23 protein-coding genes are annotated in these 26925 nt (G+C 66.7%); 19 read left to right on the top strand and 4 right to left on the bottom strand.

The annotated features are described in order from the left end of the window. The first annotated feature begins 57 nt into the window (after window positions 1-57). From ACAW63_RS26235 to ACAW63_RS26225, 3 genes are all read left to right on the top strand, one after another. Window positions 58-1722, top strand: coding sequence for a GMC family oxidoreductase (locus tag ACAW63_RS26235; RefSeq protein WP_371230292.1), 1665 nt, complete (start codon window positions 58-60; stop codon window positions 1720-1722). Window positions 1723-1905: 183 nt separating this feature from the next. After that, the gene (locus ACAW63_RS26230) at window positions 1906-3528 is read left to right on the top strand and encodes an MFS transporter (protein ID WP_343572250.1); all 1623 of its coding nucleotides are present in this window, start codon (window positions 1906-1908) and stop codon (window positions 3526-3528) included. Window positions 3529-3676: 148 nt separating this feature from the next. Beyond that, complete coding sequence (locus ACAW63_RS26225; RefSeq protein ID WP_371230290.1) at window positions 3677-3961, top strand: hypothetical protein; 285 nt, start codon at window positions 3677-3679, stop codon at window positions 3959-3961. Window positions 3962-4585: 624 nt separating this feature from the next. On the opposite strand, the gene ACAW63_RS26220 is transcribed toward ACAW63_RS26225, so the two are convergent. The 3 genes from ACAW63_RS26220 to ACAW63_RS26210 form a co-directional block, all read right to left on the bottom strand. Continuing rightward, entirely contained in the window at window positions 4586-4978 is a 393-nt protein-coding gene (locus tag ACAW63_RS26220; RefSeq protein WP_371230288.1) for a hypothetical protein, read from the bottom strand. 63 nt (window positions 4979-5041) lie between these two features. Beyond that, a complete protein-coding gene (locus ACAW63_RS26215; protein ID WP_371230286.1) occupies window positions 5042-6652 on the bottom strand; it encodes a methyl-accepting chemotaxis protein in 1611 nt (536 codons plus the stop codon). A gap of 140 nt (window positions 6653-6792) precedes the next feature. Further along, window positions 6793-7230, bottom strand: coding sequence for a YqaA family protein (locus ACAW63_RS26210; RefSeq protein ID WP_371230284.1), 438 nt, complete (start codon window positions 7228-7230; stop codon window positions 6793-6795). 215 nt (window positions 7231-7445) lie between these two features. On the opposite strand from ACAW63_RS26210, the gene ACAW63_RS26205 reads away from it, so the two are divergent. The 16 genes from ACAW63_RS26205 to ACAW63_RS26130 all read left to right on the top strand — a co-directional run bounded on the left by ACAW63_RS26205 (window position 7446) and on the right by ACAW63_RS26130 (window position 24262). Further along, window positions 7446-9065, top strand: a complete 1620-nt coding sequence (locus tag ACAW63_RS26205) for a methyl-accepting chemotaxis protein (protein WP_371230282.1) — start codon at window positions 7446-7448, stop codon at window positions 9063-9065. Then, a complete protein-coding gene (locus ACAW63_RS26200) occupies window positions 9040-9549 on the top strand; it encodes a chemotaxis protein CheW (RefSeq protein WP_371230280.1) in 510 nt (169 codons plus the stop codon). The genes ACAW63_RS26205 and ACAW63_RS26200 overlap by 26 nt, the downstream gene beginning before the upstream one ends. Next, on the top strand, window positions 9546-10799 hold the full coding sequence (locus tag ACAW63_RS26195) for a CheR family methyltransferase (RefSeq protein ID WP_371230279.1): 1254 nt from the start codon (window positions 9546-9548) through the stop codon (window positions 10797-10799). The genes ACAW63_RS26200 and ACAW63_RS26195 overlap by 4 nt, the downstream gene beginning before the upstream one ends. Further along, on the top strand, window positions 10792-11478 hold the full coding sequence (locus tag ACAW63_RS26190) for a chemotaxis protein CheW (RefSeq protein ID WP_371230277.1): 687 nt from the start codon (window positions 10792-10794) through the stop codon (window positions 11476-11478). The genes ACAW63_RS26195 and ACAW63_RS26190 overlap by 8 nt, the downstream gene beginning before the upstream one ends. Then, complete coding sequence (locus ACAW63_RS26185) at window positions 11475-13751, top strand: hybrid sensor histidine kinase/response regulator (protein ID WP_371230275.1); 2277 nt, start codon at window positions 11475-11477, stop codon at window positions 13749-13751. The genes ACAW63_RS26190 and ACAW63_RS26185 overlap by 4 nt, the downstream gene beginning before the upstream one ends. Beyond that, the gene (locus tag ACAW63_RS26180) at window positions 13751-14758 is read left to right on the top strand and encodes a chemotaxis response regulator protein-glutamate methylesterase (RefSeq protein WP_371230273.1); all 1008 of its coding nucleotides are present in this window, start codon (window positions 13751-13753) and stop codon (window positions 14756-14758) included. The genes ACAW63_RS26185 and ACAW63_RS26180 overlap by 1 nt, the downstream gene beginning before the upstream one ends. Window positions 14759-14766: 8 nt before the next feature. Next, on the top strand, window positions 14767-15777 hold the full coding sequence (locus tag ACAW63_RS26175; protein WP_371230271.1) for a diguanylate cyclase domain-containing protein: 1011 nt from the start codon (window positions 14767-14769) through the stop codon (window positions 15775-15777). Window positions 15778-15897: 120 nt separating this feature from the next. Further along, window positions 15898-16993, top strand: a protein-coding gene (gene prfB / locus ACAW63_RS26170; protein ID WP_275608282.1) for a peptide chain release factor 2 whose coding sequence is annotated in 2 segments (ribosomal slippage) — window positions 15898-15969 and window positions 15971-16993 — 1095 coding nt in all. Because the reading frame shifts where the segments join, the coding sequence is not laid out codon by codon here. 82 nt (window positions 16994-17075) lie between these two features. Next, window positions 17076-18581, top strand: coding sequence for a lysine--tRNA ligase (lysS, locus tag ACAW63_RS26165; RefSeq protein WP_370599916.1), 1506 nt, complete (start codon window positions 17076-17078; stop codon window positions 18579-18581). Between the two features lie 419 nt (window positions 18582-19000). Then, window positions 19001-19717, top strand: coding sequence for a TetR/AcrR family transcriptional regulator (locus ACAW63_RS26160; RefSeq protein WP_371230268.1), 717 nt, complete (start codon window positions 19001-19003; stop codon window positions 19715-19717). A gap of 98 nt (window positions 19718-19815) precedes the next feature. After that, window positions 19816-20379, top strand: coding sequence for a hypothetical protein (locus tag ACAW63_RS26155; RefSeq protein WP_371230266.1), 564 nt, complete (start codon window positions 19816-19818; stop codon window positions 20377-20379). Next, the gene (locus tag ACAW63_RS26150) at window positions 20376-21680 is read left to right on the top strand and encodes a flavohemoglobin expression-modulating QEGLA motif protein (RefSeq protein ID WP_275608278.1); all 1305 of its coding nucleotides are present in this window, start codon (window positions 20376-20378) and stop codon (window positions 21678-21680) included. The genes ACAW63_RS26155 and ACAW63_RS26150 overlap by 4 nt, the downstream gene beginning before the upstream one ends. A 46-nt stretch (window positions 21681-21726) precedes the next feature. Continuing rightward, on the top strand, window positions 21727-22473 hold the full coding sequence (locus tag ACAW63_RS26145; RefSeq protein ID WP_371230264.1) for a TIGR00266 family protein: 747 nt from the start codon (window positions 21727-21729) through the stop codon (window positions 22471-22473). After that, a complete protein-coding gene (locus ACAW63_RS26140; RefSeq protein ID WP_371230262.1) occupies window positions 22470-23393 on the top strand; it encodes an alpha/beta hydrolase in 924 nt (307 codons plus the stop codon). The genes ACAW63_RS26145 and ACAW63_RS26140 overlap by 4 nt, the downstream gene beginning before the upstream one ends. Continuing rightward, window positions 23390-23713: a hypothetical protein gene (locus ACAW63_RS26135; RefSeq protein ID WP_275608275.1), complete on the top strand. Its 324-nt coding sequence runs from the start codon at window positions 23390-23392 to the stop codon at window positions 23711-23713. The genes ACAW63_RS26140 and ACAW63_RS26135 overlap by 4 nt, the downstream gene beginning before the upstream one ends. 39 nt (window positions 23714-23752) lie before the next feature. Next, window positions 23753-24262 carry an O-acetyl-ADP-ribose deacetylase gene (locus tag ACAW63_RS26130; RefSeq protein ID WP_371230261.1) on the top strand — a complete coding sequence of 170 codons (510 nt, stop codon included), beginning with the start codon at window positions 23753-23755 and terminating at the stop codon, window positions 24260-24262. 296 nt (window positions 24263-24558) lie between these two features. Here the strand turns inward: ACAW63_RS26130 and ACAW63_RS26125 are convergent, their stop codons facing one another. Next, window positions 24559-26916 carry a heavy metal translocating P-type ATPase gene (locus ACAW63_RS26125; protein WP_371230259.1) on the bottom strand — a complete coding sequence of 786 codons (2358 nt, stop codon included), beginning with the start codon at window positions 26914-26916 and terminating at the stop codon, window positions 24559-24561. Window positions 26917-26925 lie beyond the last annotated feature (9 nt).

Raw genomic sequence — 26925 nt, 5'->3', positions numbered from 1 at the left:
ACGAACGACTAGGCTCGGTCGTCATACAAAAAGAACAAGTACGACGAGGGACTTTCCATGCCCCAGGCACTGGATGCTTATGACTACCTGATCGTCGGCGCGGGCCCCGCCGGATGCCTGCTGGCCAATCGTCTCTCCGCCGACCCCGCCAACCGCGTGCTGCTGCTCGAAGCCGGCGGGCCGGACAACTACCCCTGGATTCACATCCCCGTCGGCTACCTCTACTGCATCGGCAACCCGCGCACCGACTGGTGTTTCGACACCGAGCAGGTGCCGGGCCTGAACGGTCGCGCCATCAAGTACCCCCGTGGCCGCACGCTCGGCGGCTGCTCCTCGATCAACGGCATGATCTACATGCGCGGCCAGGCGCTGGACTATGATGGCTGGGCTGCCGAGGGCAATCCCGGCTGGGGCTGGAACGACCTGCTGCCGCTGTTCATGAAGATGGAGGACCACTTCGCCGGTACCAGCGAACTGCATGGCTCCGGCGGTGAGTGGCGGGTGGAGAAGCAGCGACTGTCCTGGACGATTCTCGATGCCTTCCGCGAGGCGGCGGCGCAGTCGGGTATTCCGTCGGTGGAGGACTTCAACGGCGGCGACAACGAAGGCTGCGGCTACTTCCAGGTGAACCAGCGCAGCGGCGTGCGCTGGAATGCGTCGAAAGCGTTCCTGCGACCTATCGCCAACCGCCCGAATCTCACCGTGCTGACCCACGTCGAGGCCCTCCGCGTGCTGCTGGAGAACGGCCGCGCCACCGGGCTGGAAGTGAACTGGCAGGGTGCGCGCCGCGAGCTGCGGGCCAGGCGCGAAGTGATCCTCTGCGCGGGCGCGATCAACTCGCCGGTACTGCTGCAACGCTCCGGCATCGGCCCGCGCGACCTGCTGGAGAAGCACGGCATCGGCGTGCGCCATGAGCTGTCCGGCGTCGGCGGCAACCTGCAGGATCACCTGCAACTGCGCCTGATCTACCGCATGAGCGGCGCGCCTTCGCTGAATCAGATCGCCTCGACGCTGTGGGGCAAGATGGGCATGGGCCTGGAGTACCTGTTCAAGCGCAGCGGCCCGTTGTCCATGGCGCCCAGCCAGCTCGGCGCCTTCGCCAAGTCCGACCCGGGCCAGCGCTCGGCCAACCTCGAATACCACGTGCAGCCGCTCTCCCTGGAACGCTTCGGCGAGCCGCTGCACAGCTTCCCGGCGTTCACCGCGTCGGTCTGCGACCTGCGGCCGCTGAGCCGGGGCTCGGTGACGCTGCGCTCGCTCGACCCGCGCGACAAGCCGATCATCCAGCCCAATTACCTGAGCCACCCGGAAGACCTGCGGGTGGCCGCCGACGCCATCCGCCTGACCCGGCGCATCGCCGCGGCGCCCGCGCTGGCGCGCTTCAACCCGGTGGAGTTCAAGCCCGGCCCGGATTACCAGAGCGAGGAAGACCTGCACCGCGCCGCCGCCGAGATCGGCACCACCATCTTCCACCCCGCCGGCACCTGCCGCATGGGACAGGGTGCGGGGTCGGTGGTGGACAGCCAGCTGCGGGTGCACGGCATTCCCGGCCTGCGCATCGCCGACGCCTCGATCATGCCCAGCCTGACCTCCGGCAACAGCTGTTCGCCGGTGCTGGTGATCGCCGAGAAGGCGGCGCAGATGATTTTGAGCGAACCCGCGCGCAACCCGGAGGTCATCCCCTCTAGTGCGCAAGCGCAGCAACAAGCTCCCGTGGCGTGACGGCGATCCCGTCGCCCACTGCTGTGACGTGAAACTCCGCTCCCTGCCGCCGAGGTGTCAGGCGGTTCGCGAGCAAGCGCTCCTACAAGGAGCAACACCGAAACGCTATCGCGCGGTGTGAAAACCGCGGCAGTCGAGGCCGAAACAACAATAAGAGCCCCAGAAGGGGCAGGAGAGCCCGCAATGACCGATGTAGCGCAATCCAGTTCCTACGAGCGGCATGTGTCGTCCCGCCGCGAAGAGCGCAAGGTGATCTTCGCCTCGTCGCTCGGCACGGTGTTCGAGTGGTACGACTTCTTCCTCTACGGCGCGCTGGCGGCGGTCATCAGCAAGCAGTTCTTCGCCGGGGTGAACGACACCACCGCCTTCATCTTCGCCCTGCTGGCCTTCGCCGCCGGCTTCCTGGTCCGTCCCTTCGGGGCGCTGGTGTTCGGTCGCCTGGGCGACATGATCGGGCGCAAGTACACCTTCCTCGCCACCATCCTGCTGATGGGCCTGTCGACCTTCGCCGTCGGCCTGCTGCCATCCTACGCCACCATCGGCGTGGCCGCGCCGATCATCCTCATCGCGCTGCGCATGCTCCAGGGCCTGGCGCTGGGCGGCGAATACGGCGGCGCGGCGATCTACGTGGCCGAGCACGCCCCGGCGAACAAGCGCGGCAGCTACACCAGCTGGATCCAGTCCACCGCCACCGGCGGCCTGCTGTTGTCGCTGCTGGTGATCCTCACCTGCCGCCAACTGACCGGCGATGAGTTCGAAACCTGGGGCTGGCGCCTGCCGTTCCTGCTGTCGATCGTGCTGCTGGGCATTTCCACCTGGATTCGCCTGTCGATGCAGGAGTCTCCGGCGTTCCTGAAGATGAAGGCCGAGGGCAAGACCAGCAAATCGCCGCTCAAGGAGTCCTTCACCAACTGGAAGAATCTGCGCATCGTCCTTACCGCGCTGTTCAGCATCAACGCCGGGCAGGCGGTGACCTTCTACACCGCGCAGTTCTATGTGCTGTTCTTCCTCACCCAGGTGCTGAAGGTGGACGGCGCCCTGGCCAACGAACTGCTGATCGTCGCCCTGGTGATCGGCGCGCCGTTCTTCGTGGTGGCCGGCTGGCTGTCCGACAAGATCGGCCGCAAGCCGGTGCTGCTGGCGGGCCTGGCGCTGGCGGCGGTGGGCTACTTCCCGCTGTTCCAGGCGCTGACCCATTACGCCAACCCGCAGATCGACCAGGCCTCGCGCACGGCGCCGATCACCGTGATGGCGGACCCGGCGACCTGTACCTTCCAGTTCGACCCGGTGGGCAAGGCCAAATTCGACAGCCCCTGCGACCAGGTGAAGACGCTGCTGGTGAAGAGCGGCGTGCCCTACAGCAGCGAGGCCGCGCCGGCCGGTAGCGGCGTGGTGGTGACGGTAGGCGAGAAACGCATCGAAGGCTTCGACGCCGCCGCCCTGAGCGCCGCGGTGAAGGAGGCGGGCTACCCGGCCAAGGCGGATTCGTCGATGGTCAACAAGGGCATGGTGATCACCATCCTGGTGGCGTTGGTGCTGATCTCCTGCCTCTGCTACGGCCCGCTGGCGGCGCTGATGGTGGAGCTGTTCCCGACCCGCATCCGCTACACCTCGCTGTCGCTGCCGTACCACATCGGCAACGGCTGGTTCGGCGGCCTGCTGCCGACCCTGTCGTTCGCGCTGGTGGTGTACACCGGGGATATCTTCTACGGCCTGTGGTACCCGGTGCTGATCGCGGCGGTGAGCCTGGTCTGTGCGCTGCTGTTCCTGCGCGAGACGCGCCACAACGACATCCATGCCGATTGATCGGTGAGCTTTTCACGAAGGGCGCCTGCGGGCGCCCTTCGTGTTCATCCGGCGCGATCCGGGCTCGCCTGGGCGGCGCCGCTGGAATACCCTTGCCGCATTGCCCGGTGCGCGTTGCGCCGGGGCCCTTTGCGGAGATCCAGCGAACATGAGTCAGGCATTCCTCACCGTTACCGTCAGCGCCGAGCACTGGGGGCGTGAAACCGAGGCGGTGGACAACCCGCGCGTGCCGGCCAGCCTGAGCGCGCCGGAGCCGGGCATCATCAAGCTGAGCTTCGACGGCCAGTTGGATGCGCCGGAGGAGCCCACCCATGTCTGCGTGACGCTGGACAACGGGTTGTCCTACTACGGCGAAATCCGCGATGGCGCGGCGAACGAACAGGGCGGTTGGCTGACGTTCGAGGGAGAGTTGATCGATCTGGAAGGGTTCTGAGTCCTCAACGGGGGCCTTGGGGGGCATACCGGTCAGGCCCGGCACGGCTCCCGTAGGAGCGGACTCTGTCCGCGATGCTCTTCTGAGTTGGGTGTTTCTGCGCCGCTTCGGCGTGGGCTGAGAGATTTTGTTTCGCCCCCTCGGGCGACCCACTTTGGCAAACGACCCAAAGTGGGCAAAAGTCTCTGCCCCATCATCCGGGTCCCGCTTCGCGGGACTCCCCTCGCTCCATCGAAGTTTCAGGGGCCCGCGTCGACGGGCCATCCATGGCCCAACGACGCTCTCGCGGCATCCATGCCGCTCAACCCCTGAAACTCCGATTCCACTCGGCCTCCTGAAGGGGCGCTCCGGAGTGCGCGGATACTTCGCTGGAAATCCTCAATAGCCAGAGCCAGAGCCAGAGCCAGAGCCAGAGCCAGAGCCAGAGCCAGAGCCAGAACGGGAGTGCTCTTCGTAGGAGCGGACCTTGTCCGCGAAATCCATCGCGGATGACTCGGTGTCCCCTGGTGAACACCGGCGTCGTACGCCCGCGCAATTGCGGGCTCTGTCCTCGACGCATCGACAAAACGCGCCCAATAAAAAACCGGCCACACGGGCCGGTTTTTTACTGGCTGTGGATGACCCTCACTGCCGCGGGATCATGCCCTCGATGCGCTTGGCAAAGGCATTGGCCAGGTCGCCGTCGGCGAGCAGCAGCAGGTAGTCGTGATCCGACTTGGCCGCCGGGGCGATGCGGTATTTCAGGGTGCCGGACGCCACCTGCCCAACCACCGGTACCGACAGCGTGCCGACGCATTCCAGCACGCCGCTGTCCGGGTCCTTCTCGATGATCGCCACGTCCTTCAGCTCGGCCTTGGTCAGGGCATCGGCCTGACTGGACAGCGCCCCACTGAGGAAGATCTTCACCAGTTGGTTCTTCACGTCGTCCGACCCGCAGACCTTGGCCTGGTTACTGCCACCGCAGGCGCTCAACAGCGCAGCAGCAGCCAGCACGGCCGACAATTTCAATACCTTCATCTATCCACCCCGTGGCGTTCCATGATGGCCATTAGATACGTCAGCGTAGGAAAAATTCCCTGATTAGACGACAAATCGCGCCACCATGCCGTTCAGGTCCACCGCCAGGCGTGACAGTTCCTGGCTCGCCGCGCTGGTCTGGGTGGCGCCGGCGGAGGTCTGGGTGGCCAGGTCGCGGATCGCCAGCAGGTTGCGGTCCACCTCACGAGCCACCTGGGCCTGCTCCTCGGTGGCGCTGGCGATCACCAGGTTGCGCTCGTTGATCTGCGACATGCGCTCCAGAATCACCTCCAGCGAGGCGCTGGCTTCCTCGGTGCGGGCTACGGTGCGTTCGGCATGGGCGCTGCTGCTGAGCAGGGCGGCCACGGTCTGGTCGCTGCCGGTCTGGATGGCCGAGACCAGTTCCTCGATTTCACGGGTGGAACTCTGGGTGCGCTGCGCCAGCGAGCGGACTTCGTCGGCGACCACCGCGAAACCGCGCCCGGCTTCGCCCGCCCGCGCCGCTTCGATGGCGGCGTTGAGCGCCAGCAGGTTGGTCTGCTCGGCGACGCTGCGGATCACTTCCAGCACCTTGCCGATGTTCTGGGCCTGGTTGGCCAGCGTCTCGGCCTGCTGCGAGGCGCTGCCGACCTCGCCGGCCAGGGCGCCGATGGAGTTGGAGGTCTCATGTACCCGGCCTTGCCCGGAGCGGGCGGCCTCGATGGCCTCGCGGGAGGCGGCGGAGGTCGAGGCGGCATTGTTTGCCACTTCCTCGACGGCGCTGGTCATCTGGTTGACGGCCGTGGCGGCCATCTCGATCTGGTCGCTCTGCTGCTGTAGCGCACGGCTGCTCTGTTCCATCACACTGTTCATCTCTTCGGCGGCGGAGGCGAGCTGGCTGGCGGAGTTGCCAATGCCGCGGATGGTTTCGCGCAGTTGCCCCTGCATGTCGGCGAGGGCATTGAGCAGTTGCGCCGGCTCGTCGCGGCCCTCGACGCTGAAGCGTTGGCTGAGGTCGCCGCCGGCGATGGTCTGCGCCACCCGCACCGCCTGCGCAATCGGCACCACGATGCTGCGGGTGAGCTGCCAGGCCAGTACCACGGTCAGCGCGATGCTCAGGAGCAGGACGCCGGCGACCACCAGGCGGCTGTTCCGGTACTGCTGAACAGCGCGCTCGGTAGCGGCAGCGGCGCCGTGTCGGTTGAATTCGATCAGCGTGGTCAGGCGCTGGTTGAGCTCTTTCCCTTGCTGGGCGATGTTGCCGTTGAGCACTTGCAACGCGCCTTCGCGGTCGTCCCGGCTGACCTTTTCCAGCAACTGGTCGATGTGCCCGAGATAGGCGTCCAGGGTGCGCGTCAGCTCATCAGTGTGCTGTTGTTCCTCCGCGCTGAGGATCAGGCGACTGTAGTCGCGCAGTACGTTTTCCTTGCTCCGGCGGGCGTCGGCGATCAGGTCGAGGCTGCGCTGCCGGGCGGCGGCGTCCTGGCTGACCAGCAGGCGCATCGACTCCAGACGGATGCGGGCGACGTCGTTGGACAACTGGGTCATGTGGTTGAGACTCAGCAGCCAGTTGTTGTCGATCTCTTCCGAGGCGGCGCGCAGGGTGGACAGCTTGAGCAGCGAGAACGCGCCGAGGAACACCAGCAACAGGCCCATGACGGCAAAACCCAGCGACGCACGACGACCGATACTCATGCTTCTGTACATAGCGAATTCCCTTTCTGTCGTTGGCACAAAATAATGGCGCAGTGACATTATTGACGCCTTTCTTCAGGGCGCCGGCACAACAAGACGAACGGACAGAGAATTCTGTCAGCCCGCGGTGGGCGGGCATTTCAGTCCAGCGTCAGCCAGGCCAGCACGGCGTAGCGGCTGACCTTGGCCAGGGTCACCAGCAGCAGGAAACGCCAGAGCGGCTCGCGCATCACTCCGGCGATCAGGGTCAGCGGATCACCGATCAGCGGCGCCCAGCTCAGCAGCAACGACCAGCAGCCAAAGCGCCGGTAGCGCGCCTGGGCCTTTTCCAGTGCTTGCCGGCTGAGCGGGAACCAGCGCTTGTCGTGCCAGCGCTCGATGCCGCGCCCCAGCAACCAGTTGACCAGCGAGCCGAGCACGTTGCCCAGGCTGGCGACCAGCAGCAGCGACCAGGGCGGGTACTGCCCGCCGAGCAGCAGGCCGACCAGCACGGCTTCCGATTGCAGGGGCAGCAGGGTGGCGGCGCCGAAGGCCGAGAGGAACAGGCCGGCATGGGCGGCCAGGGCGAGGGACAGCATGGATGACGTTCGACGACCTTCCGTGGCGGGAAAGAATGCAGGGGGGGTTTTGGAATAAATGTGCTGGAAATTTGGAATAAAGAGGTGAGCTTTATGCGTCTCCAGATACTATATGTCCTATCTTGCTGAGGAATTAGTAGGAATTTGCATTTGCGAGCCTAAGCTCTTTCGGATGCACTTCCATCGGCATGTCTCGAACATCTCTGGGGAACGCTGTGAAGAACTGGACTCTACGCCAACGCATCCTGGCCAGCTTTGCTGTCGTCATCGCGATCATGCTGCTGATGGTGGTGATCTCCTATATCCGCCTGCTGGACGTGGAAGAAAGCACGAAGCGGGTCAGCGAGGACGCCATGCCGGGTACCTACGCCCTGACCACCGTACGCTCGGCCTGGACCGACAGTATCCTGATGGTGCACATGCTGGTCGGCCTGAACGACGACAAGCCGCTCGACGCAACGGACCGCCAGGCGTTCATCTCCAACCGTGACGTGCTGTTCGAGCGCATCGCCAAGTACGAAGTGACCATCCATGAGGATGACGATCGTCAGCTGCTGGGGCGCTTCAAGCAGGAGGCGCAGAGCTACGAAACGATACTGGACCAGATGCTGAATACCTACGGCGAGGACCGCGCCGCGGCACGCAAGATGATTCTGGATAAGCTGGACCCGGCTTGGGATGCGGGGCGAAAGACGCTCAACGAGCTGATCGACCTGAACAAGCGGATTGCCGATGTGGCGGCTGAGGACATCGTCGTCGAAGTGCAGCGGGCCAAGCTCATCATGCTGGTGTCGCTGCTGCTGGCCATCGTCGTGGCGGCAATCTGCGGCCTCATGCTGATGCGCGCCATTACCGAGCCGGTTCGGCAGGTGGTACGCGGATTGGGCTCGATGGGCAGTGGCGACCTGACCACCCGCCTGGCGCTGGAGCGCAACGACGAGTTTGGCGTGATCGAGACCGGTTTCAACGGCATGGCCGAGGAGCTCAAGTCGCTGGTGGCGCAAGCGCAGCGCTCGGCGATCCAGGTCACCACTTCGGTGACCGAGATCGCAGCGACCTCCAAGCAGCAGCAGGCCACCGCCACCGAGACAGCCGCCACCACCACCGAGATCGGCGCCACCTCGCGGGAGATCGCCGCCACCTCGCGCGACCTGGTGCGCACCATGACCGAGGTTTCCTCGGCTGCCGAACAGACCTCCACCCTGGCCGGTTCCGGCCAGTTGGGCCTGGCGCGCATGGAAGAGACCATGCACCACGTGATGGGCGCCGCCGAGCTGGTCAACGCCAAGCTGGCGATCCTCAATGAGCGCGCCGGCAACATCAACCAGGTGGTCACCACCATCGTCAAGGTGGCCGACCAGACCAACCTGCTCTCGCTCAACGCCGCCATCGAGGCGGAGAAGGCCGGCGAGTACGGCCGTGGTTTCGCCGTGGTGGCCACCGAGGTGCGCCGCCTGGCCGACCAGACCGCCGTGGCCACCTACGACATCGAGCAGATGGTGCGCGAGATCCAGTCTGCCGTGTCCGCCGGCGTGATGGGCATGGACAAGTTCTCCGAGGAAGTACGCCGCGGCATCGCCGAAGTGGGCCAGGTCGGCGAGCAGTTGTCGCAGATCATCCAGCAGGTGCAGGCGCTGGCGCCGCGCGTGCAGATGGTCAACGAGGGCATGCAGGCCCAGGCCACCGGCGCCGAGCAGATCAACCAGGCACTGGTGCAACTGGGCGAGGCCACCGGGCAGACCGTGGAATCGCTGCGCCAGGCCAGCTTCGCCATCGATGAGTTGAACCTGGTAGCCAACGGACTGCGCAATGGCGTCTCCCGCTTCAAAGTCTGACGCAGCGGTGGCGGGCAGGCTCTACCTGCAGTTCCGCCTCGGTGCGGACCGCTACGCGCTGGACGTGCAGGACGTCCTCGAAGTGCTGCCCCTGCCGGCGCTCAAGCGTCTGCCCGAGGCACCGGCCTGGGTCGCCGGGCTGTACGCCCATCGAGGCGAACTCCTGCCGGTGCTCGACCTCAGTCAGCTCGCCTTCGGCCACAGCGCACCCCGGCGCACCAGCACACGCCTGGTGCTGGTGCGCTATCGCGCGGCGGTGCAGGCCGTCGAGCAGCACCTGGGACTGATCCTGGAGCAGGCCACCCATACCCTGCGTCGTGATCCGGCGGCGTTTCGCGACTATGAACTGGATAACGGCGGCGCCCGTTACCTCGGCCCGGTGCTGGAGGACGAGCAGGGGCTGTTGCAGCGCGTGCGGGTCGACCAGTTGCTCACCGAAGAGGCGCGCGAGCGTCTGCTGCGCGACGCGGGGAGTGCGGCATGACTGACCCGCGCATCGCCCAGCTGCTCAAGGAGCGCATCGGCCTGGATGCGGAGTCCGTCGGCGAGGCGGTGATCGGCCGCGCCATACGCCAGCGCAGCACCAAGGTTGCCGGGGGGGATGTCGGGCTTTACTGGGAACGCCTGCAGGCGTCCGCCGAAGAGGTGCAGGCGCTGATCGAAGCGGTGATCGTCCCGGAAACCTGGTTCTTCCGCTACCCGGAGTCCTTCGCCGCGCTGGCCCAGCTAGCCGGTCGCCGCGTCTGCGAGCTGGCCGGGGCGCGCCCCTTGCGCCTGCTCAGCCTGCCGTGTTCGTCGGGCGAGGAGCCCTATTCGATGGTCATGGCGCTGCTCGATGCGGGGCTGGCCCCTTCGGCCTTCCAGGTCGACGCGCTGGACGTCAGCCGCTCGGTGCTCGAGCGCGCCGAGGAGGGCCGCTATGGCCGCAACTCCTTCCGTGGCGACAACCTGAGCTTCCGTGACCGCTATTTCGCCGGCGAGAACGGTGACTTCCAGATCAGCGAGGCGGTGCGGGCGAAGGTGCAGTTTCGAGTGGGCAACTTGCTGGCGCCCGCGCTGCTGGCCGACGAGGCGCCCTATGACTATGTGTTCTGCCGCAACCTGCTGATCTATTTCGACCGCGTTACCCAGGAGCGGGTGGTGGACGTGCTGCGCCGCCTGGCCCGCGAGGACGGGGTGCTGTTCATTGGCCCCGCCGAGGCCAGCCTGTTGTCTCGCCAGGGGCTGCGACCGCTGGGCGTGGCGCAGTCCTTCGCCTTTCCGCTGGACAATCCGGCGCCGTCGGCGCGGCCGGCCTTCGTGCCGCCCTCGCCCAAGCACACACCGATGCCGCCCAGTCCAGGCGCCGCGCCGGCCCGCCCGCGCCATCCGAGGCCGAGCACCCCGGTGCCCGCTCCGGTCCCGCCCCAGCGCGCCGTGCCGGCCAGCAGCGGTCTGGCGGACATCGCCCGGCTGGCCAATTCCGGGCAGACCGCCGAGGCCCGCCAGCGTTGCGAGGCGTTGCTCGCGGAGCAGGGGCCCAGCGCCGAAGCCTTCTACTGGCTGGGGCTGCTCAGCGACGCTCAGGGGCAGGGGGCGCAGGCGCAGGGCTACTACCGCAAGGCGCTGTACCTGCAACCCGATCATCAGGAAAGCCTCCTGCATCTGGCCGCGCTGCTCGCCGCCCAGGGCGACACGGAGGGAGCCCGGCGCCTGCAGGAGCGCGCCGCGCGAGGAGTGAAGCGCGATGCCTGAGCACGACTATGAGTTGCAACTGGATGCCCGCGCCGAACCGGTGGACGACTGCTGGAATCGCATTGGCGTGCGCGGCGACAAATCCTGCCCGCGCCTGGTCGAGCACATCCACTGTCGCAACTGCCCGGTCTACGCGGCAGCCGCCATTCGCCTGCTGGACCGTTATTCGCTGGGCGACGAGTCCACCGTGGGGGCGCCGCAGGCCGATGACGCGGCGCCGGCGGAGGGGCGTGCCTACCTGATCTTCCGCCTCGGTGATGAATGGCTGGGGCTGCCGACCCGCGCCCTGGCGGAGGTCGCCTCCGAGTCGGCGGTGCACTCGCTGCCGCACCAGCGCTCGCCGGCATTGCTGGGCGTGGCGAACGTGCGCGGCACCCTGGTGGCCTGCATCTCCCTGGGCGAACTGCTCGGCCTCGACCGTCGCACCGCCGCCACCGAAGGCCGGCGGGTGGTGCCGCGCATGCTGATCCTGGCGGCTGCCAGCGGTCCGGTGCTGTCGCCGGTGGATGAAGTGGACGGCATTCACACCCTGGACAGCGATGCCGTGATCGCTGCTTCCGGGCAGTCGCTGGCGGCCAACGATCGTTTCACCCACGGCGTGTTGCAGTGGAGCGGACGCAGTGTCCGCCTGCTCGACCCCGAGGCGTTGCTCGAAGCCGCCACCCGGAGCCTTGCATGACGCCGGACCAGATGAAGGATGCCTCGATGCTGGAGCTGTTCCGCCTGGAGGCGGAGGCCCAGACGCAGGTGCTCAACCAGGGCCTGTTGGCGCTGGAGCGCAACCCGACCCAGGCCGACCAGCTGGAAGCCTGCATGCGCGCCGCCCATTCGCTCAAGGGCGCGGCGCGGATCGTCGGGTTGGATGCCGGCGTGCAGGTCGCCCACGTGATGGAGGATTGCCTGGTCGGCGCCCAGGAAGGGCGCTTGCTGTTGGCGCCGGAGCACATCGATGCGCTGCTGGCCGGCACCGATATCCTGCTGCACATCGCCGATGCCCAGGCTGAGCGCGCTGAGCAGGCCCAACAGGCGGTCCCGGCCATGGTGGAACGCCTGCAGGGGCTGGTGAGCGGGCAGACTCCGATCCGCAGCACATCTCCCGCGCCGTCGCCGACCCCTGTGCCCCTGGAGGCGCCTCCACCCGAGCCGACGGTCGAGCCCGAGCCCGCCAGCGAGCCGCCGCCGCGCCGTCGCGCCAACGACATGGATGACGCCGGAGATCGCGTCCTGCGGGTCACCGCCGAACGCCTGAACCAGTTGCTCGACTATTCCAGCAAGGCGCTGGTGGAGTCCCAGCGGCTGAAGCCGCTGCTCGACTCGCTGCAGCGCCTGAAGCGCGTGCAGGCCAGCGCCAGCCGCGTGCTCGACGGCGCCCGCGATGCCGTCGGCGGCGCCAATCTCGATCCCGAGGCCCAGGCTTACCTGGCCGACGCGCGGAGGTTGGTCGGCGAGTGCCAGCAACTGCTCAGCGAACAGATCGCCGAGCTCGACGAGTTCAGCTTCAAGGCGGGCCAGCGCGCCCAGTCGCTCTACGACACCGCGCTGGCCTGCCGCATGCGGCCCTTCTCCGATGTGCTCAGCGGGCAGACCCGGATGGTCCGCGACCTCGGCCGCTCGCTGGGCAAGAGCGTGCGCCTGGAGGTGCAGGGCGTTTCCACCCAGGTCGACCGCGAGGTGCTGGAGAAGCTCGAAGCGCCGCTTACTCACCTGCTGCGCAATGCCGTCGACCATGGCATCGAATCCCCCGAGGCGCGGCGCCAGGCCGGCAAGCCGGAGGAGGGGACCATCCAGCTGCTGGCCCGGCACCATGCCGGAATGCTGGTCCTGGAGCTGCACGACGACGGCGCGGGCGTGGATCTCGACCGCCTGCGCACGGCCATCATCCGCCGCCAGCTGTCCACCGAGGAGACCGTGGCGCGGCTGACCGAGGACGAGCTGCTGACCTTCCTGTTCCTGCCCGGCTTCAGCATGCGCGAGCAGGTCACCGAGGTGTCCGGCCGTGGCGTTGGTCTGGATGCCGTGCAGCACATGGTGCGCCAGCTGCGCGGCGGCATCCGCATGGAGCAGGTGAGCGGGCAGGGCGCGCGCTTCCACCTGGAAGTGCCGCTGACGCTGTCCGTGGTGCGCAGCCTGGTGGTGACCATCGGCGGCGAAGCCTATGCCTTCCCGCTGGCGCACATCGAGCGCATGCGCCGCCTGGCGCCGGACGAGATCGTCCAGCTCGAAGGCCGCCAGCAGTTCTGGCACGAGGGCCGGCACCTCGGCCTGGTCGCGGCCAGCCAGTTGCTGCAACGCCCCGAGGGGGGCGCCAGCGACGACGAGATCGCCGTGGTGGTGATTCGTGAGCGCGACATGGCCTACGGCGTGGCGGTGGAGCGCTTCATCGGCGAGCGGACCCTGGTGGTGCTGCCGCTCGATCCGCGCCTGGGCAAGGTGCAGGATGTTTCCGCCGGCGCCCTGCTGGACGACGGCACACCGGTGCTGATCCTCGATGTCGAGGACATGCTGCGTTCGGTGGAGAAGCTGCTGGCTACCGGTCGCCTGGAACGCATCGACTCCAGCAGCCGCCTGAGCGGCTCGGCGCGCAAGCGCGTGCTGGTGGTGGACGACTCGCTCACCGTGCGCGAGCTGGAGCGCAAGCTGCTGCTGGGCCGCGGCTACGATGTAGCGGTGGCGGTGGATGGCATGGACGGCTGGAACGCCCTGCGTTCGGAGCATTTCGACCTGGTCATCACCGATATCGACATGCCGCGCATGGACGGTATCGAGCTGGTGACCCTGATTCGCCGCGACAACCGCCTGCAGTCGCTGCCGGTGATGGTGGTGTCCTACAAGGACCGCGAAGAAGACCGACGGCGCGGGCTCGACGCCGGCGCCGACTATTATCTGGCCAAGGCCAGCTTCCACGATGAGGCCCTGCTGGATGCGGTGGTCGACCTGATCGGAGGTGCATAGTGCGGATAGGGATCGTCAACGATATGCCCCTGGCGGTGGAGGCGATGCGCCGCGCGCTGGCGTTCGAGCCGGCGCACCGCGTGATCTGGGTCGCCTCCAATGGCGCCGAGGCGATCGAGATGTGCGCCGCGCAAAGGCCCGATGTGGTGCTGATGGACTTGCTGATGCCGGTGATGGATGGCGTCGAGGCCACCCGCCGGATCATGGCCCAGAGCCCCTGCGCGATCATCGTGGTCACCGTCGACCTGGAACAGAACATGACCCGGGTGTTCGACGCCATGGGCCATGGCGCGGTGGACGCGGTGAACACCCCGGCCATCGGCGCCGGCGATGCCCAGGAGGCGGCCCGTCCGCTGCTGCGCAAGCTGCAGAACCTCGTCTGGCTGAATGCGCCGCGCGATACCCGTCCGACCACCACCATCGAGCCGCTGCGCAAGGGCGGCGGCGCGCGCAAGCTGGTAGCCATCGGCTCCTCTGCCGGCGGGCCGGCGGCGCTGGCCGAACTGTTCAGCCAGTTGCCGGCGAGCTTTCCCGCCGCCGTGGTCGTCGTGCAGCACGTCGATGAGGTGTTCGCCGCCGGCATGGCCGAGTGGCTTTCGACCCAGTCACGCATCCCGGTGCGCCTGGCCCGCCAGGGCGAGCCGCCGCAGCCCGGCTGCGTGCTGCTGGCCGGCACCAATCACCATATCCGTCTGCTGGGCAACGGCGAGCTGGCCTACACCGCCGAACCGAGCAGCCATATCTACCGTCCGTCCATCGACGTGTTCTTCGACAGCGTGGTGGAGAACTGGGGTGGCGACGCCGTTGGCGTGCTGCTCACCGGCATGGGCCGCGACGGTGCCGAAGGACTCAAGCACATGCGCGAGCGTGGCTTCTTCACCCTGGCCCAGGATCAGGGCAGCAGTGCCGTCTACGGCATGCCAAAGGCCGCAGCGGCGATCGGCGCCGCCGTGGAGATACGTGCGCTGGGCGACATCGCTCGCCGTCTCGCCGACGTCTGCGGCTAGGAGCTTTCATGAACCCGACACAGAGTAACTACCCCGTGACCACTCCAGGCGATTCCGCCGTGATGGTGTTGCTGGTCGACGACCAGCCGATGATCGGCGAGGCCGTGCGCCGCGCCCTGGCGGACGATCCCAGCATCGATTTCCACTTCTGCGCCGATCCGCAGCAGGCGATTGCCCTGGCGATCCAGATCAAGCCGACGGTGATTCTCCAGGACCTGGTGATGCCCGGTGCCGACGGCCTGGCGCTGGTGCGCGACTACCGTGCCAACGTGGCGACCCGCGACATCCCGATCATCGTCCTGTCGACCAAGGAGGAGCCGTCGGTGAAGAGCGCGGCCTTCTCCGCCGGGGCCAATGACTACCTGGTCAAGCTGCCGGACGCCATCGAACTGGTGGCGCGCATCCGCTACCACTCGCGCTCCTACCTGGCGCTGCTGCAGCGCGACGAGGCCTATCGCGCGCTGCGCGAAAGCCAGCAGCAGCTGCTGGAAACCAATCTGGTGCTGCAGCGGCTGATGAATTCCGACGGCCTCACCGGGCTGTCCAACCGCCGCCATTTCGACGAATACCTGGAGATGGAGTGGCGCCGCGCCCAGCGCGAGCAGAGCCAGCTATCGATCCTGCTGATCGACGTGGACCACTTCAAGCCCTACAACGACACCTTCGGCCACGTGCAGGGCGACGAGGCGCTGCGCCAGGTGGCGGCGGCGATCCGCGCCAGTTGCAGCCGTCCGTCGGACCTGCCGGCACGCTACGGCGGCGAGGAGTTCGTCCTGGTGCTGCCAGGTACCTCGCCAGGCGGTGCGCGCCTGCTGGCGGAAAAGCTGCGGCGCTCGGTGGAGGACCTGGGGATCGCCCACGAACTGCCGCAACCCGGCGCGCCGCTGACCATCAGCATCGGCGTGGCCACCATGACGCCGCAGGCCGGCCAGCCTTACCGCCAGTTGATCGAGATGGCCGACGAGGCGCTCTACAACGCCAAACATGGCGGCCGCAACCAGGTGGGGATCGCGGGCTGAGCGACGGAGGAGGGCGGTGGAAACGACGGCGGTGCTTTGTCGTAAAGCCTGAAAGGCTTGCGAAAAATCACGTATACTTGCCGGCTTTTCTACGCCCTTTACCCGTGAGAGATGCCCGTCATGGAAATCCAACCGATCCTCAACAGCATCAAGGACCTCTCCGACCGTACCCAGTCCATTCGGGGGTATCTTTGACTACGATCTGAAACATGATCGTCTGATCGAAGTAAACCGCGAGCTGGAAGACCCGGCGGTCTGGAACAAGCCCGAATACGCCCAGAACCTGGGCCGCGAGCGCGCCATGCTGGCGCAGATCGTCGAAACCCTCGACGAGCTCACCGGCGGTCTGGCCGACTCCCGCGACCTGCTGGACATGGCGGTCGAGGAGAACGACGAAGGCGCCGTCGGCGACGTCGAGACCGAAGTCCAGCGCCTGCGCGAGATCCTCGAGAAGCTGGAGTTCCGCCGCATGTTCAGCGGCGAGATGGACCCGAACAACGCCTACCTGGACATCCAGGCCGGTTCCGGCGGTACCGAAGCCCAGGACTGGGCCAACATGCTGCTGCGCATGTACCTGCGCTGGGCCGACAAGCACGGCTTCAGCGCCGAGATCGTCGAACTGTCTGAAGGCGAAGTCGCCGGCATCAAGGGCGCCACCGTGCACATCAAGGGCGAATACGCCTTCGGCTGGCTGCGCACCGAGATCGGCGTGCACCGCCTGGTGCGCAAGAGCCCGTTCGACTCCGGCAACCGTCGTCACACCTCGTTCACCGCGGTGTTCGTGTCGCCGGAAATCGACGACAACATCGAGATCGAGATCAACCCGGCCGACCTGCGCATCGACACCTACCGCTCCTCCGGCGCGGGCGGTCAGCACGTGAACACCACCGACTCGGCGGTGCGTATCACCCACGTACCGACCAATACCGTGGTGGCGTGCCAGAACGAACGCTCCCAGCACGCCAACAAGGACACCGCCATGAAGATGCTGCGGGCCCGGTTGTACGAGCAGGAGATGCAGAAGCGCAATGCCGCCTCGCAGGCGCTGGAAGACTCCAAGTCCGATATCGGCTGGGGCCACCAGATCCGCTCCTACGTGCTCGACCAGTCGCGCATCAAGGACCTGCGTACCGGCGTGGAACGCAGCGATTGCGACAAGGTGCTGGATGGCGACCTGGACGAATATCTGGAAGCCAGCCTGAAACAGGGCCTGTGATCCGCACCCGCAGGGGCGGGCCGGGCGGCCCGCTCCTGCCAGTAACCCCATTTGATTTAGACGCCAGGCAGATAGAACGACCATGAGCGACCAACAACTCGACGCTACCGAACTGCAACAGGAAGAAAACAAGCTGATCGCCCAGCGCAAGGAAAAGCTTGCCGCCGTGCGTGAAGCCAAGGCCATCGCCTTCCCCAACGACTTCCGCCGCGCGAACTACTTCGCGGACCTGCAGAAACAGTACGAAACCGCGACCAAGGAAGAGCTGGAAGCCGCAGCCATCCCGGTCAAGGTCGCCGGTCGCATCATGCTCAACCGCGGTTCCTTCCTCGTCCTGCAGGACAGCAGCGGCCGCCTGCAGGCCTACGTCAACCGCAAGACCCTGCCGGAAGAGACCCTGGCCGAGATCAAGACCTGGGACCTGGGCGACATCATCGGCGCCGAAGGCACCCTGGCCCGTTCCGGCAAGGGCGACCTGTACGTCGAGATGACCAGCGTGCGCCTGCTGACCAAGTCCCTGCGCCCGCTGCCGGACAAGCACCACGGCCTGACCGACACCGAGCAGCGCTACCGCCAGCGCTACGTCGACCTGATGGTCAACGAGGAGACCCGTCACACCTTCCGCGTGCGTTCCCAGGTCATCGCCCACATCCGTCGCTTCCTGTCCGATCGCGGCTTCCTCGAAGTGGAAACCCCGATGCTGCAGACCATCCCCGGCGGCGCGGCGGCCAAGCCCTTCCAGACCCACCACAACGCGCTGGACATGGCCATGTTCCTGCGTATCGCCCCGGAGCTGTACCTCAAGCGCCTGGTGGTCGGTGGCTTCGAGAAGGTCTTCGAGATCAACCGCAACTTCCGTAACGAAGGCGTCTCGACCCGGCACAACCCCGAGTTCACCATGCTCGAGTTCTACCAGGCCTACGCCGACTACGAAGACAACATGGACCTGACCGAGGAGCTGTTCCGCGAGCTGGCCCAGGCCGTGCTCGGCAGCACCGACGTGCCCTACGGCGACAAGGTCTTCCACTTCGGCGAGCCGTTCGCCCGCCTGTCCGTGTTTGACGCCATCCTCAAGTACAACCCGGAACTCACCGCGGCTGACCTGAACGACGTCGAGAAGGCCCGCGCCATCGCCAAGAAGGCCGGCGCCAAGGTTCTCGGCCACGAAGGCCTGGGCAAGCTGCAGGTGATGATTTTCGAGGAACTGGTCGAGCACAAGCTGGAACAGCCGCACTTCATCACCCAGTACCCGTTCGAAGTCTCCCCGCTGGCCCGCCGCAACGACAACGACCCGAGCGTCACCGACCGCTTCGAGCTGTTCATCGGTGGTCGCGAGATCGCCAACGCCTACTCCGAGCTCAACGACGCCGAAGACCAGGCCGAGCGCTTCATGCTGCAGGTCAAGGAGAAGGACGCCGGTGACGACGAGGCGATGCACTACGACGCCGACTTCGTCAACGCGCTGGAATACGGCATGCCGCCCACCGCCGGCGAAGGCATCGGCATCGACCGCCTGGTGATGCTGCTGACCAACTCGCCGTCGATCCGTGACGTGATCCTGTTCCCGCACATGCGCCCGCAGGCGTAAGCGCTGGAACTGGGAAAGAGGCCGCCTTCGGGCGGCCTTTTTCGTTCCTGCTCCGCAGCGAAAACGAACCGTAGGAGCGGACCTTGTCCGCGAAATCCGTCGCGGCGGAATGCATGCCGACCGGTAAGCACCTTGGTGTCGCGCCCGGTTCCGCTGGGTGTTCATCCTTCAGTTCCGGATTGGCGGCGGGGGCTTTCGCGGACAAGGTCCGCTCCTACAGGTTCCGGCGCTCGTCCGACGAGTTGAAGTGGCCCGAACGCCCTGTGGCACGTCATACACCCCAGACCGGATATTCCGCCGCCCGCACTGCCATGCCAGACCCGTGCTGTTGCAATGAAACAAGCGCAAGGCGGCGATTGATTCCCCATCGAAAAGCCCGAACAATGCGCCATCAGGCCGCGCCGCCGGAGGTAATGCCAGTGACCCCAGTGTCCCCGCGAGACAGCGCCGCGCAAGTCGCCAGCGCCATCGCCGAAAGTGTCAAATACCAGGGCCGCAAGGCCAGCCGCCAGGGCAGCGAGCAGCGCCGCCAGGCGATCCTCGACGCCGCGCTGCGGATCATCGTCCGCGACGGCGTGCGCGCCGTGCGCCATCGCGCCGTCGCTGCCGAGGCCGGTGTGCCGCTATCGGCCACCACCTACTACTTCAAGGACATCCAGGACCTCATCACCGACACCTTCGCGCTCTTCGTCGAACGCAGCGCCGAGGCGCTTTCGGCGTTCTGGGCCAGCGTCGAGGGCGACCTGCAGGCGATGGCCGCGAGCCTCGGCCAGGACGACCCCCACGCACGCCGCGCGCTGACCGACAATATCGTCGAGCTGGCGATCAAGTACGTGCAGGCGCAACTCACCTCGCGCCGCGAGCACCTGCTGGCCGAGCAGGCGTTCCGCCAGGAGGCGCTGCTCAATCCGAGCCTGATGGAGCTGGCGCAACGGCACCGGCGCATCCTCTCCCTGGGCGTCGTGCATTTCTTCGAAGTGCTCGGCTCGAAGCAGCCGGAACAGGATGCCAAGGTGTTGACGGCCATCATCCTGCAGATGGAGTATCAGGGCCTGCTGGACGGGGCCGAGCACCTGCAGGTCGACGAAATGCGTGCCATCCTTGGCCGCTACCTCGACCTGGTGATGGGCCTGTAAGCACCACAGCATTGCAACCCCGCCATCCGGCGGGGTTTTCTGCTCCCGACGCGATTTTCCCTTCCATATGAGGGGCGGCGGGACCTAAGGAGGGCGTGATGAAAGTCTGGCGTGCACTGCTGCTGTTGAGCATCTGCCTGCTCAGTGGCTGCCTGGTGACGTTCAAGGACCCGATTCCGGCCAACGAGGCTGCGCCGGCCCATCTGCTGGGCCAGTGGTCGCGGGTGAACGAGTACGGCGAGGAGCAGTTCCTCGAGGTCACCCGTTCCGGCTCCAACGTCTATCGCGCGATCAGTTACCTCGACAGCAAGGACAACACCGACAGCGTCGAGGACTTCGGCTTCACCGTCGCTCACCACGGCAAGCGCTGGTACCTCTCGGCCGGATTGCCCAAGAGCATGGGCGGCAACTTCGCCCTGGCCGGCTTCGAGATCACCGACAAGGACGAACTGGTGATCTATAACCTGGATGTCGAGCACATCCTGCAGGACATGGGCGAAGGCGCCCTGAAGGGGCAGAAGGTGGACACCGAGCAGGGCGAGGGCGCCCTGGTGAGCAGTCCGCTGGCCCAGGTGATCGCCTACCTGAACGACCCGGCCAACTCGGACGTGTTCGTCGAAGCCCTGCGCTATTCGCGCGTGACTCCGGGAGAACGGCAATGACGCCGCGCCGCAAGCAGACCTCGCCCACCGAATACCAGCAGATCATCCGCGGTCTGTCCGACCGCATCGTCGAGGCGCAGACGCCGATCCGTGTGCTCGACGCCATCAAGTGGGACGACGGCATCCGCGACGACTTCCTCAAGGGCCGCGGCAAGCACGCGCCCAAGGTCGACCGCAGCTACTACGACGGGCGCCCGCTGGCCTTCGACGCCAGCGCCAAGAAGCAGGAATTCCAGAACATCGAGCGTGACATCACCCGCCACCTGGGGCAGTTCAACCCGGTCGGGCAGATCATGCGGCGCATGTGCAAGGAATACCGCATGGTGATCCGCATGCTCGAAGCGCGTGGCACCCAGGACTTCGGGCTGATTTCCCAGGAGCTCTATGGCTCGGCCTCCGACGCCTTCCACGCCGGCGACCCGACCCTGGCCGACCTCGGCCTGATGCTCTCGGACTACCTGAACAACATCGCCGACCGTGGCGACCTCAAGGACGAGCCCAAGACGCTCACCGCCACGCAGGTGGTGGGGATGCTGCAGGAGCGCCTGAACAAGGTGTTCGACGACAAGGAAGACACCATTCGCGTCTTCGAGTCCGACGGCATCGTTGCGGACGCCGCGGCCGGCGCCGACTACATCAAGGTGCGCGCCGACGCGCTGTTCAACGAGCGCGACGTGCGCGCGCTGGAGGTCCACGAGGGCCTGGTGCATGTGGGCACCACCCTGAACGGGCTCAACCAGCCGATCTGCACCTTCCTCGCCAAGGGCCCGCCGTCCTCCACCGTGACCCAGGAAGGCCTGGCGATCCTGATGGAAGTGATCGCCTTCGCCTCCTACCCGACGCGCCTGCGCAAGCTCACCAACCGCACCCGCGCCATCCACATGGCGGAGGAGGGGGCGGACTTCCTCGAGGTGTTCCACTTCTACCGCGAGCAGGGCTACAGCATGGAGAGCAGCTACCAGAACTCCAGCCGGGTGTTTCGTGGCTCGACGCCGGACGGCCTGCCGTTCACCAAGGACCTGTCGTATCTCAAGGGCTTCATCCTGATCTACAACTACATCCAGCTCGCCGTCCGCAAGGGCAAGCTGGAACAGATCCCGCTGCTGTTCTGCGGCAAGGCCACCCTGGAGGACATGCGTACCCTGCGCCAGCTGGTGGACGAAGGCCTGGTGGTGCCGCCCAAGTACCTGCCGCCGCAGTTCCGCGACCTCAACGCGCTGTCGGCCTGGATGTGCTTCTCCAACTTCCTCAACCACCTCAGTCTCGACCGCATCGAGGCGGATTACGCCAACATCCTCTGAACGGCGCGCCCGCACGGATTCGCACGGGCGGCCAGGAGTGCCCGCTATGCCCAGCCATGACCTCGACTACCGCATCCTCGGCGAATCCATGCAGACCGTGGAGATCGAACTGGACCCCGGCGAGACGGTGATCGCCGAAGCCGGCGCCATGAACTACATGACCGGCGGCATCCACTTCGCCGCACGCATGGGCGACGGCTCGGACTCCAGCCTGCTGGGCAAGTTGTGGAGCGCCGGCAAGCGCAAGTTCAGCGGCGAATCGGTGTTCATGACCCACTTCACCAACGAGAGCCAGGACAAGCAGCATGTTGCCTTCGCCGCACCCTATCCCGGCAGCGTGGTGCCGGTGCGCTTGGGCGAGGTCGGCGGCAAGCTGATCTGCCAGAAGGACTCGTTCCTTTGCGCGGCCTATGGCACCAAAGTCGGCATCGCCTTCGCCAAGCGCCTGGGCGCGGGCTTCTTCGGGGGCGAAGGCTTCATCCTGCAGAAGCTGGAGGGGGACGGCCTGGTCTTCGTCCATGCGGGCGGCACGGTGATCCGCCGCGAGCTGAAGAACGAGACGCTGAGGGTGGACACCGGCTGCCTGGTGGCCTTCACCGATGACATCGACTACGACGTGCAGCTGGCCGGCGGCCTGCGCAGCATGCTGTTCGGCGGCGAGGGCATGCTGCTGACCACCCTCAAGGGCACCGGCACCGTCTGGTTGCAGAGCCTGCCGTTCTCGCGCCTGGCCGAGCGCATCTACGACGCCACCTACCGTGCCCGTGAAGAGGTAAGGACCAACTCCGAATGACCGCCCTGCGTCTCTCCCTCGTCACCTGCCTGGCCCTGCTGGCCGGCTGCAGCTCGCTGCTGTTCTATCCCAGCCCCGATGTCGCCATCACCCCCACGCGCGCCAGGCTGGAGTATCGCGACGTCACGCTGACCACCGCCGATGGCGTGAAACTCTCCGCCTGGTGGCTGCCGGCCAAGGCCGGTGTGCCGGTGAAGGGCACCGTGCTGCAGTTGCACGGCAACGGCGGCAACATGGCCTGGCACCTGGGCGGTACGTACTGGCTGCCGGAGCAGGGCTACCAGGTGCTGATGGTCGACTACCGCGGCTACGGCCACTCCGGGGGCGAGCCGAGCCTGCCGGCGATCTACCAGGACATCGACGCCGCCTTCGCCTGGCTGGACAAGGCTCCGGAGGTACAGGGCAAACCGTTGGTCCTACTCGGCCAGAGCCTGGGCGGCGCCATGGCGGTGCACTACCTGGGCGTGCACCCACAGCGGCAGAAGCAGTTGCACGCCGTGGTGCTCGACGGCGTTCCGGCCAGCTACCGGCAGGTAGCGCGCTACACCCTGGGCAATGCCTGGCCGACCTGGCCGCTGCAGGTGCCGCTGTCCTGGGTGGTGCCGGATGGCGACAGTGCGATTCGTTCGATCCCGCGACTTTCTGGCGCACCCGTGCTGTTCTTTCACAGCATCGACGATACCATCGTGCCCCTGGACAACGGCCTGAGCCTCTACAAGGCCGCGCCGCCGCCGAAAGTCTTCCAGCTGACCCGCGGCAACCATGTGGAAACCTTCGGCGAACCGGTCTGGCGCGAAGTGATGTTGCGCTTCCTCGACGATCCGCAGCGCTTCACCGGATTGCGCCGGCTGGCCGAAGTCCCGAACTCGTCAACGCCGGAACCCGCCCCAGCGGATTCCACAGAACAAGGCAAGCCATGAACGACCGCAATCCGATCTCGTACATTCTCACCGTCATCGCCACCATCTTCGTGTCGGTCGGCACGCTCTGGTACTACGGTTACCTGCACTTCGCCAAACCCGAGGATGCGCTGGAGCTGAGCCAGTTCACCATGCTGAAGAGCATTCCCGGCCAGGACACCAAGCTGGCGCTGGACCCGGCCGACCAGCAGGCGCAGTGCATCGACGGCGTGCTGGTGATGTTCGACATGACCCAGAAGGGCCTGACCGGCGTGCTGGTCGACGGCCGCAAGCGTGCCGTACGCTGCATGGGTCAGGAGACTCCCCAGCAAGTGAAGTGACGGGAGAACCCTGGCGCCGCTGACAAGGGAGGAAGCAGCATGAGCCACCCCGAAGTCCGCGTCTGGCAGGGCGACATCACCCGTCTCGACCTCGACGCCATCGTCAATGCCGCCAACAGCTCGCTGCTGGGCGGCGGTGGTGTCGACGGCGCCATCCACCGCGCCGCCGGCCCCGAACTGGTCGCCGCCTGCCGCCCGCTGGGTGGCTGCCGGACCGGCGAGGCGAAGATCACCCCCGGTTTCCGCCTGCCGGCGCGTTTCGTCATCCACACCGTCGGGCCGGTCTGGCGCGGCGGCGGCCACGGCGAGCCGGAACTGCTCGCCCAGTGCTATCGCAACAGCCTGCAACTGGCCGAGGACAGGGGCCTGGCCAGCATCGCCTTTCCGGCGATCAGCACCGGTATCTATGGCTACCCCGCGGATGCGGCGGCGCAGATCGCCGTCGATGAGCTGCGTCGTGCGCGTCCGGCGACGAGCTCGCTGGAGGCGCTGGTGCTGGTGGCGTTCTCGGCCGAGATGGCGGAGCTGTACCGGCGGTTGTTGGCCTGAGGGTCTATTCGCCGTTGCAGGAGTCTCGTACGTAGGATGGCGTGGAGCGCAGCGATACCCATCGCGGCGGATAACGCTGCGCGTTAATTCGCCCTACAGGCCTCCAGGAGCAGAGCCGGGAGCGTAGGGCGTATAACGTTCGACGTTATACGCCGTTTGACCTTGGCTTCCGGGCGTACCGATTCCATCCCGAGCCCCAGCCATAGGGCGCTCCGAGTTCGACCCAGGCACCCGCTGATGATCGCGGTGTATCGGCGTACAACCGCTAACGGTTGTACGCCCTACGGCGGTTTTCCTCAGCCCTGATAACGCAACAACCGCAACCCGTTGAACACTACCAGCAGGCTGGCGCCCATGTCGGCGAACACCGCCATCCACAGGGTGCCCTCGCCGGCCAGGGTCAGGGCCAGGAACACCGCCTTGATGCCCAGCGCCAGGCTGATGTTCTGGATCAGCACGCGGTGGGTCTGACGCGACAGGCGGATGAAGGATGGCAGCTTGCGCAGATCGTCGTCCATCAGCGCCACGCCGGCGGTCTCGATGGCGGTGTCGGTACCCGCCGCGCCCATGGCGAAGCCGATGTCGGCGCGGGCCAGGGCGGGAGCGTCGTTGATGCCGTCGCCGACCATGCCGACGCGGCGGCCGCCCTCCTGACGCTGCTTCACTTCATTGAGCTTGTCCTCCGGCAGCAGGTTGCCCTGCGCCGCATCGATGCCCACCTGGGCGCCGATGGCAGCGGCGGTGTGCGGGTTGTCGCCGGTGAGCATCAGGGTTTTCACGCCCAGCTCATGCAACTGTGCAACCGCCTCGCGGCTGGTTTCCTTCACCGCATCGGCCACCGCGAACAGGGCCAGCGGACCTTCGGCATCGAGCAGCACGATCACCGTCTTGCCCTGCTGTTCGAGGGCGTCGAGGCGGGCTTCCAGCGCTTTCGAGCAGAGACCGAGTTCCTCCACCAGACGGTGGTTGCCCAGGTGATAGAGACGGCCATCGATCTCGCCCTTCACGCCACGGCCGGGCAGGGCGGTCAGCTCGCCGACGCCGTAGAGCGCGAGATTGTCCGCTTCGGCGGCGCGGGCCACGGCCTGTGAGACCGGGTGATCGGAGCGCGCAGCCAGGCTGGCGGCGAGGATGCGCACGTCGGCTCCGGCCAGTTCACGCAGAGCCGTGTAGTCGGTCTGGCGCGGACGGCCTTCGGTCAGGGTGCCGGTCTTGTCCAGGGCGATCCAGTCCAGCGAGCGGCCCAGTTCGAGGAACACCCCGCCCTTGATCAGGATGCCCAGGCGCGCTGCCGCCGAAAGGCCGCTGACGATGGTCACCGGGGTGGAGATCACCAGCGCGCAGGGGCAGGCGATCACCAGCAGCACCAGGGCGCGGTACACCCAGTCCAGCCAGGCGCCGCCGAAGAACAGTGGCGGCAGCAGGGCGGTGGCGATGGCGATGAGGAACACCACCGGCGTGTAGATGCGCGAGAACTGGTCGACGAAGCGCTGGGTCGGCGCGCGCGAGCCCTGGGCTTCTTCCACTGCGTGGATGATCCGCGCCAGGGTGCTGTCGTCGGCGACGCGGGTGACGCGGTATTCCAGTGCGCTCTCACCGTTGATGGTGCCGGCGAACAGCGTATCGCCCGCCTGTTTCTCCACCGGCAGGCTCTCGCCGGTGATGGGCGCCTGGTTGACGCTGGAGCGACCGTCGAGCACTTCGCCATCCAGTGCGATGCGTTCGCCGGGGCGCACGCGTACCCGCGCACCGAGGGTGACGGACTTGGCGGACAGCTCCTTCCATTCACCGTCCACCTGTACCGTGGCCTGTTCCGGCGCCAGTTGCAGCAGGCCACGAATGGCGTTGCGCGCGCGTTCCAGGGACTTGGCTTCGATCAGCTCGGCGATGGCAAACAGCACGGCGACCATCGCCGCTTCCGGCCACTGGCCGATCAGCATGGCGCCGGTCACGGCGATGCTCATCAGCGCGTTGATGTTCAGGTTGCGGTTCTTCAGCGCGATCCAGCCCTTGCGGTAGGTCGGCAGGCCGGCGCCGAGGATGGCCGCTACCGCCAGCGCTGCCACCAGCCACTGCGGGCCGATGGCGAACCATTCGAAGAACTCCGATGCCGCCGCGGCCACGCCGGCCAGCGCCAGCGGCCACCAGGGTTTCTGCCTGGCGGCGGGGGCCGCGGCCGGGGCATTCTCGTCCAGCGGCTCGGCCTGCATGCCCAGCGAAGCCACCAGTTTCTGCAGCGGTTCGATGCTGTCGAAACGGTGCTGCACCCGCAGCAGGCGCTGCATCAGGTTGAAGTCGAGGCTTTCCACCGCCGACACGCGTCCGAGGGCGTCGCGCAGCAGGCGTTCCTCGGTGGGGCAGTCCATGGCTTCGATGCGCAGGCTGGTCCAGCGCAGCTCGCCGCTGGCTGCGCCGCTCACCGCGGTTGCAGCGTCAAGGGCCAGCGCGCTGCGATCCTCGCCGTGATCGTGATCGTGATCGTGATCGTGATCGTGATCGTGATCGTGGCCATGGTCATGCGCATGATGGGCAGGTGCAGCTGCCGGCGCGCGCAGCAGCGCGCCCTTGTCGCAGCCGCAGCAACTCGCGGCGTCGCTGTGTTGCTGATCCTGGACGGGGCCGTGGATGATCGGCCCCTGGCGATTGGCAGTCATGTCGTCCGT

It is taken from the genome of Pseudomonas sp. QE6, from assembly GCF_041379005.1.
Lineage (GTDB): Bacteria > Pseudomonadota > Gammaproteobacteria > Pseudomonadales > Pseudomonadaceae > Pseudomonas.
The sequence above is the reverse complement of the archived record's forward strand: the minus strand, read 5'-3'. Positions and strand labels throughout refer to the sequence as shown.

Coding starts and splice junctions, on each gene's coding strand:
- ACAW63_RS26235 (WP_371230292.1), top strand. CDS start 58: ATGCCCCAGGCACTGGATGCTTATGACTACCTGATCGTCGGCGCGGGC.
- ACAW63_RS26230 (WP_343572250.1), top strand. CDS start 1,906: ATGACCGATGTAGCGCAATCCAGTTCCTACGAGCGGCATGTGTCGTCC.
- ACAW63_RS26225 (WP_371230290.1), top strand. CDS start 3,677: ATGAGTCAGGCATTCCTCACCGTTACCGTCAGCGCCGAGCACTGGGGG.
- ACAW63_RS26220 (WP_371230288.1), bottom strand. CDS start 4,978: ATGAAGGTATTGAAATTGTCGGCCGTGCTGGCTGCTGCTGCGCTGTTG.
- ACAW63_RS26215 (WP_371230286.1), bottom strand. CDS start 6,652: ATGAGTATCGGTCGTCGTGCGTCGCTGGGTTTTGCCGTCATGGGCCTG.
- ACAW63_RS26210 (WP_371230284.1), bottom strand. CDS start 7,230: ATGCTGTCCCTCGCCCTGGCCGCCCATGCCGGCCTGTTCCTCTCGGCC.
- ACAW63_RS26200 (WP_371230280.1), top strand. CDS start 9,040: ATGGCGTCTCCCGCTTCAAAGTCTGACGCAGCGGTGGCGGGCAGGCTC.
- ACAW63_RS26195 (WP_371230279.1), top strand. CDS start 9,546: ATGACTGACCCGCGCATCGCCCAGCTGCTCAAGGAGCGCATCGGCCTG.
- ACAW63_RS26190 (WP_371230277.1), top strand. CDS start 10,792: ATGCCTGAGCACGACTATGAGTTGCAACTGGATGCCCGCGCCGAACCG.
- ACAW63_RS26185 (WP_371230275.1), top strand. CDS start 11,475: ATGACGCCGGACCAGATGAAGGATGCCTCGATGCTGGAGCTGTTCCGC.
- ACAW63_RS26175 (WP_371230271.1), top strand. CDS start 14,767: ATGAACCCGACACAGAGTAACTACCCCGTGACCACTCCAGGCGATTCC.
- lysS (WP_370599916.1), top strand. CDS start 17,076: ATGAGCGACCAACAACTCGACGCTACCGAACTGCAACAGGAAGAAAAC.
- ACAW63_RS26155 (WP_371230266.1), top strand. CDS start 19,816: ATGAAAGTCTGGCGTGCACTGCTGCTGTTGAGCATCTGCCTGCTCAGT.
- ACAW63_RS26150 (WP_275608278.1), top strand. CDS start 20,376: ATGACGCCGCGCCGCAAGCAGACCTCGCCCACCGAATACCAGCAGATC.
- ACAW63_RS26145 (WP_371230264.1), top strand. CDS start 21,727: ATGCCCAGCCATGACCTCGACTACCGCATCCTCGGCGAATCCATGCAG.
- ACAW63_RS26140 (WP_371230262.1), top strand. CDS start 22,470: ATGACCGCCCTGCGTCTCTCCCTCGTCACCTGCCTGGCCCTGCTGGCC.
- ACAW63_RS26135 (WP_275608275.1), top strand. CDS start 23,390: ATGAACGACCGCAATCCGATCTCGTACATTCTCACCGTCATCGCCACC.
- ACAW63_RS26130 (WP_371230261.1), top strand. CDS start 23,753: ATGAGCCACCCCGAAGTCCGCGTCTGGCAGGGCGACATCACCCGTCTC.
- ACAW63_RS26125 (WP_371230259.1), bottom strand. CDS start 26,916: ATGACTGCCAATCGCCAGGGGCCGATCATCCACGGCCCCGTCCAGGAT.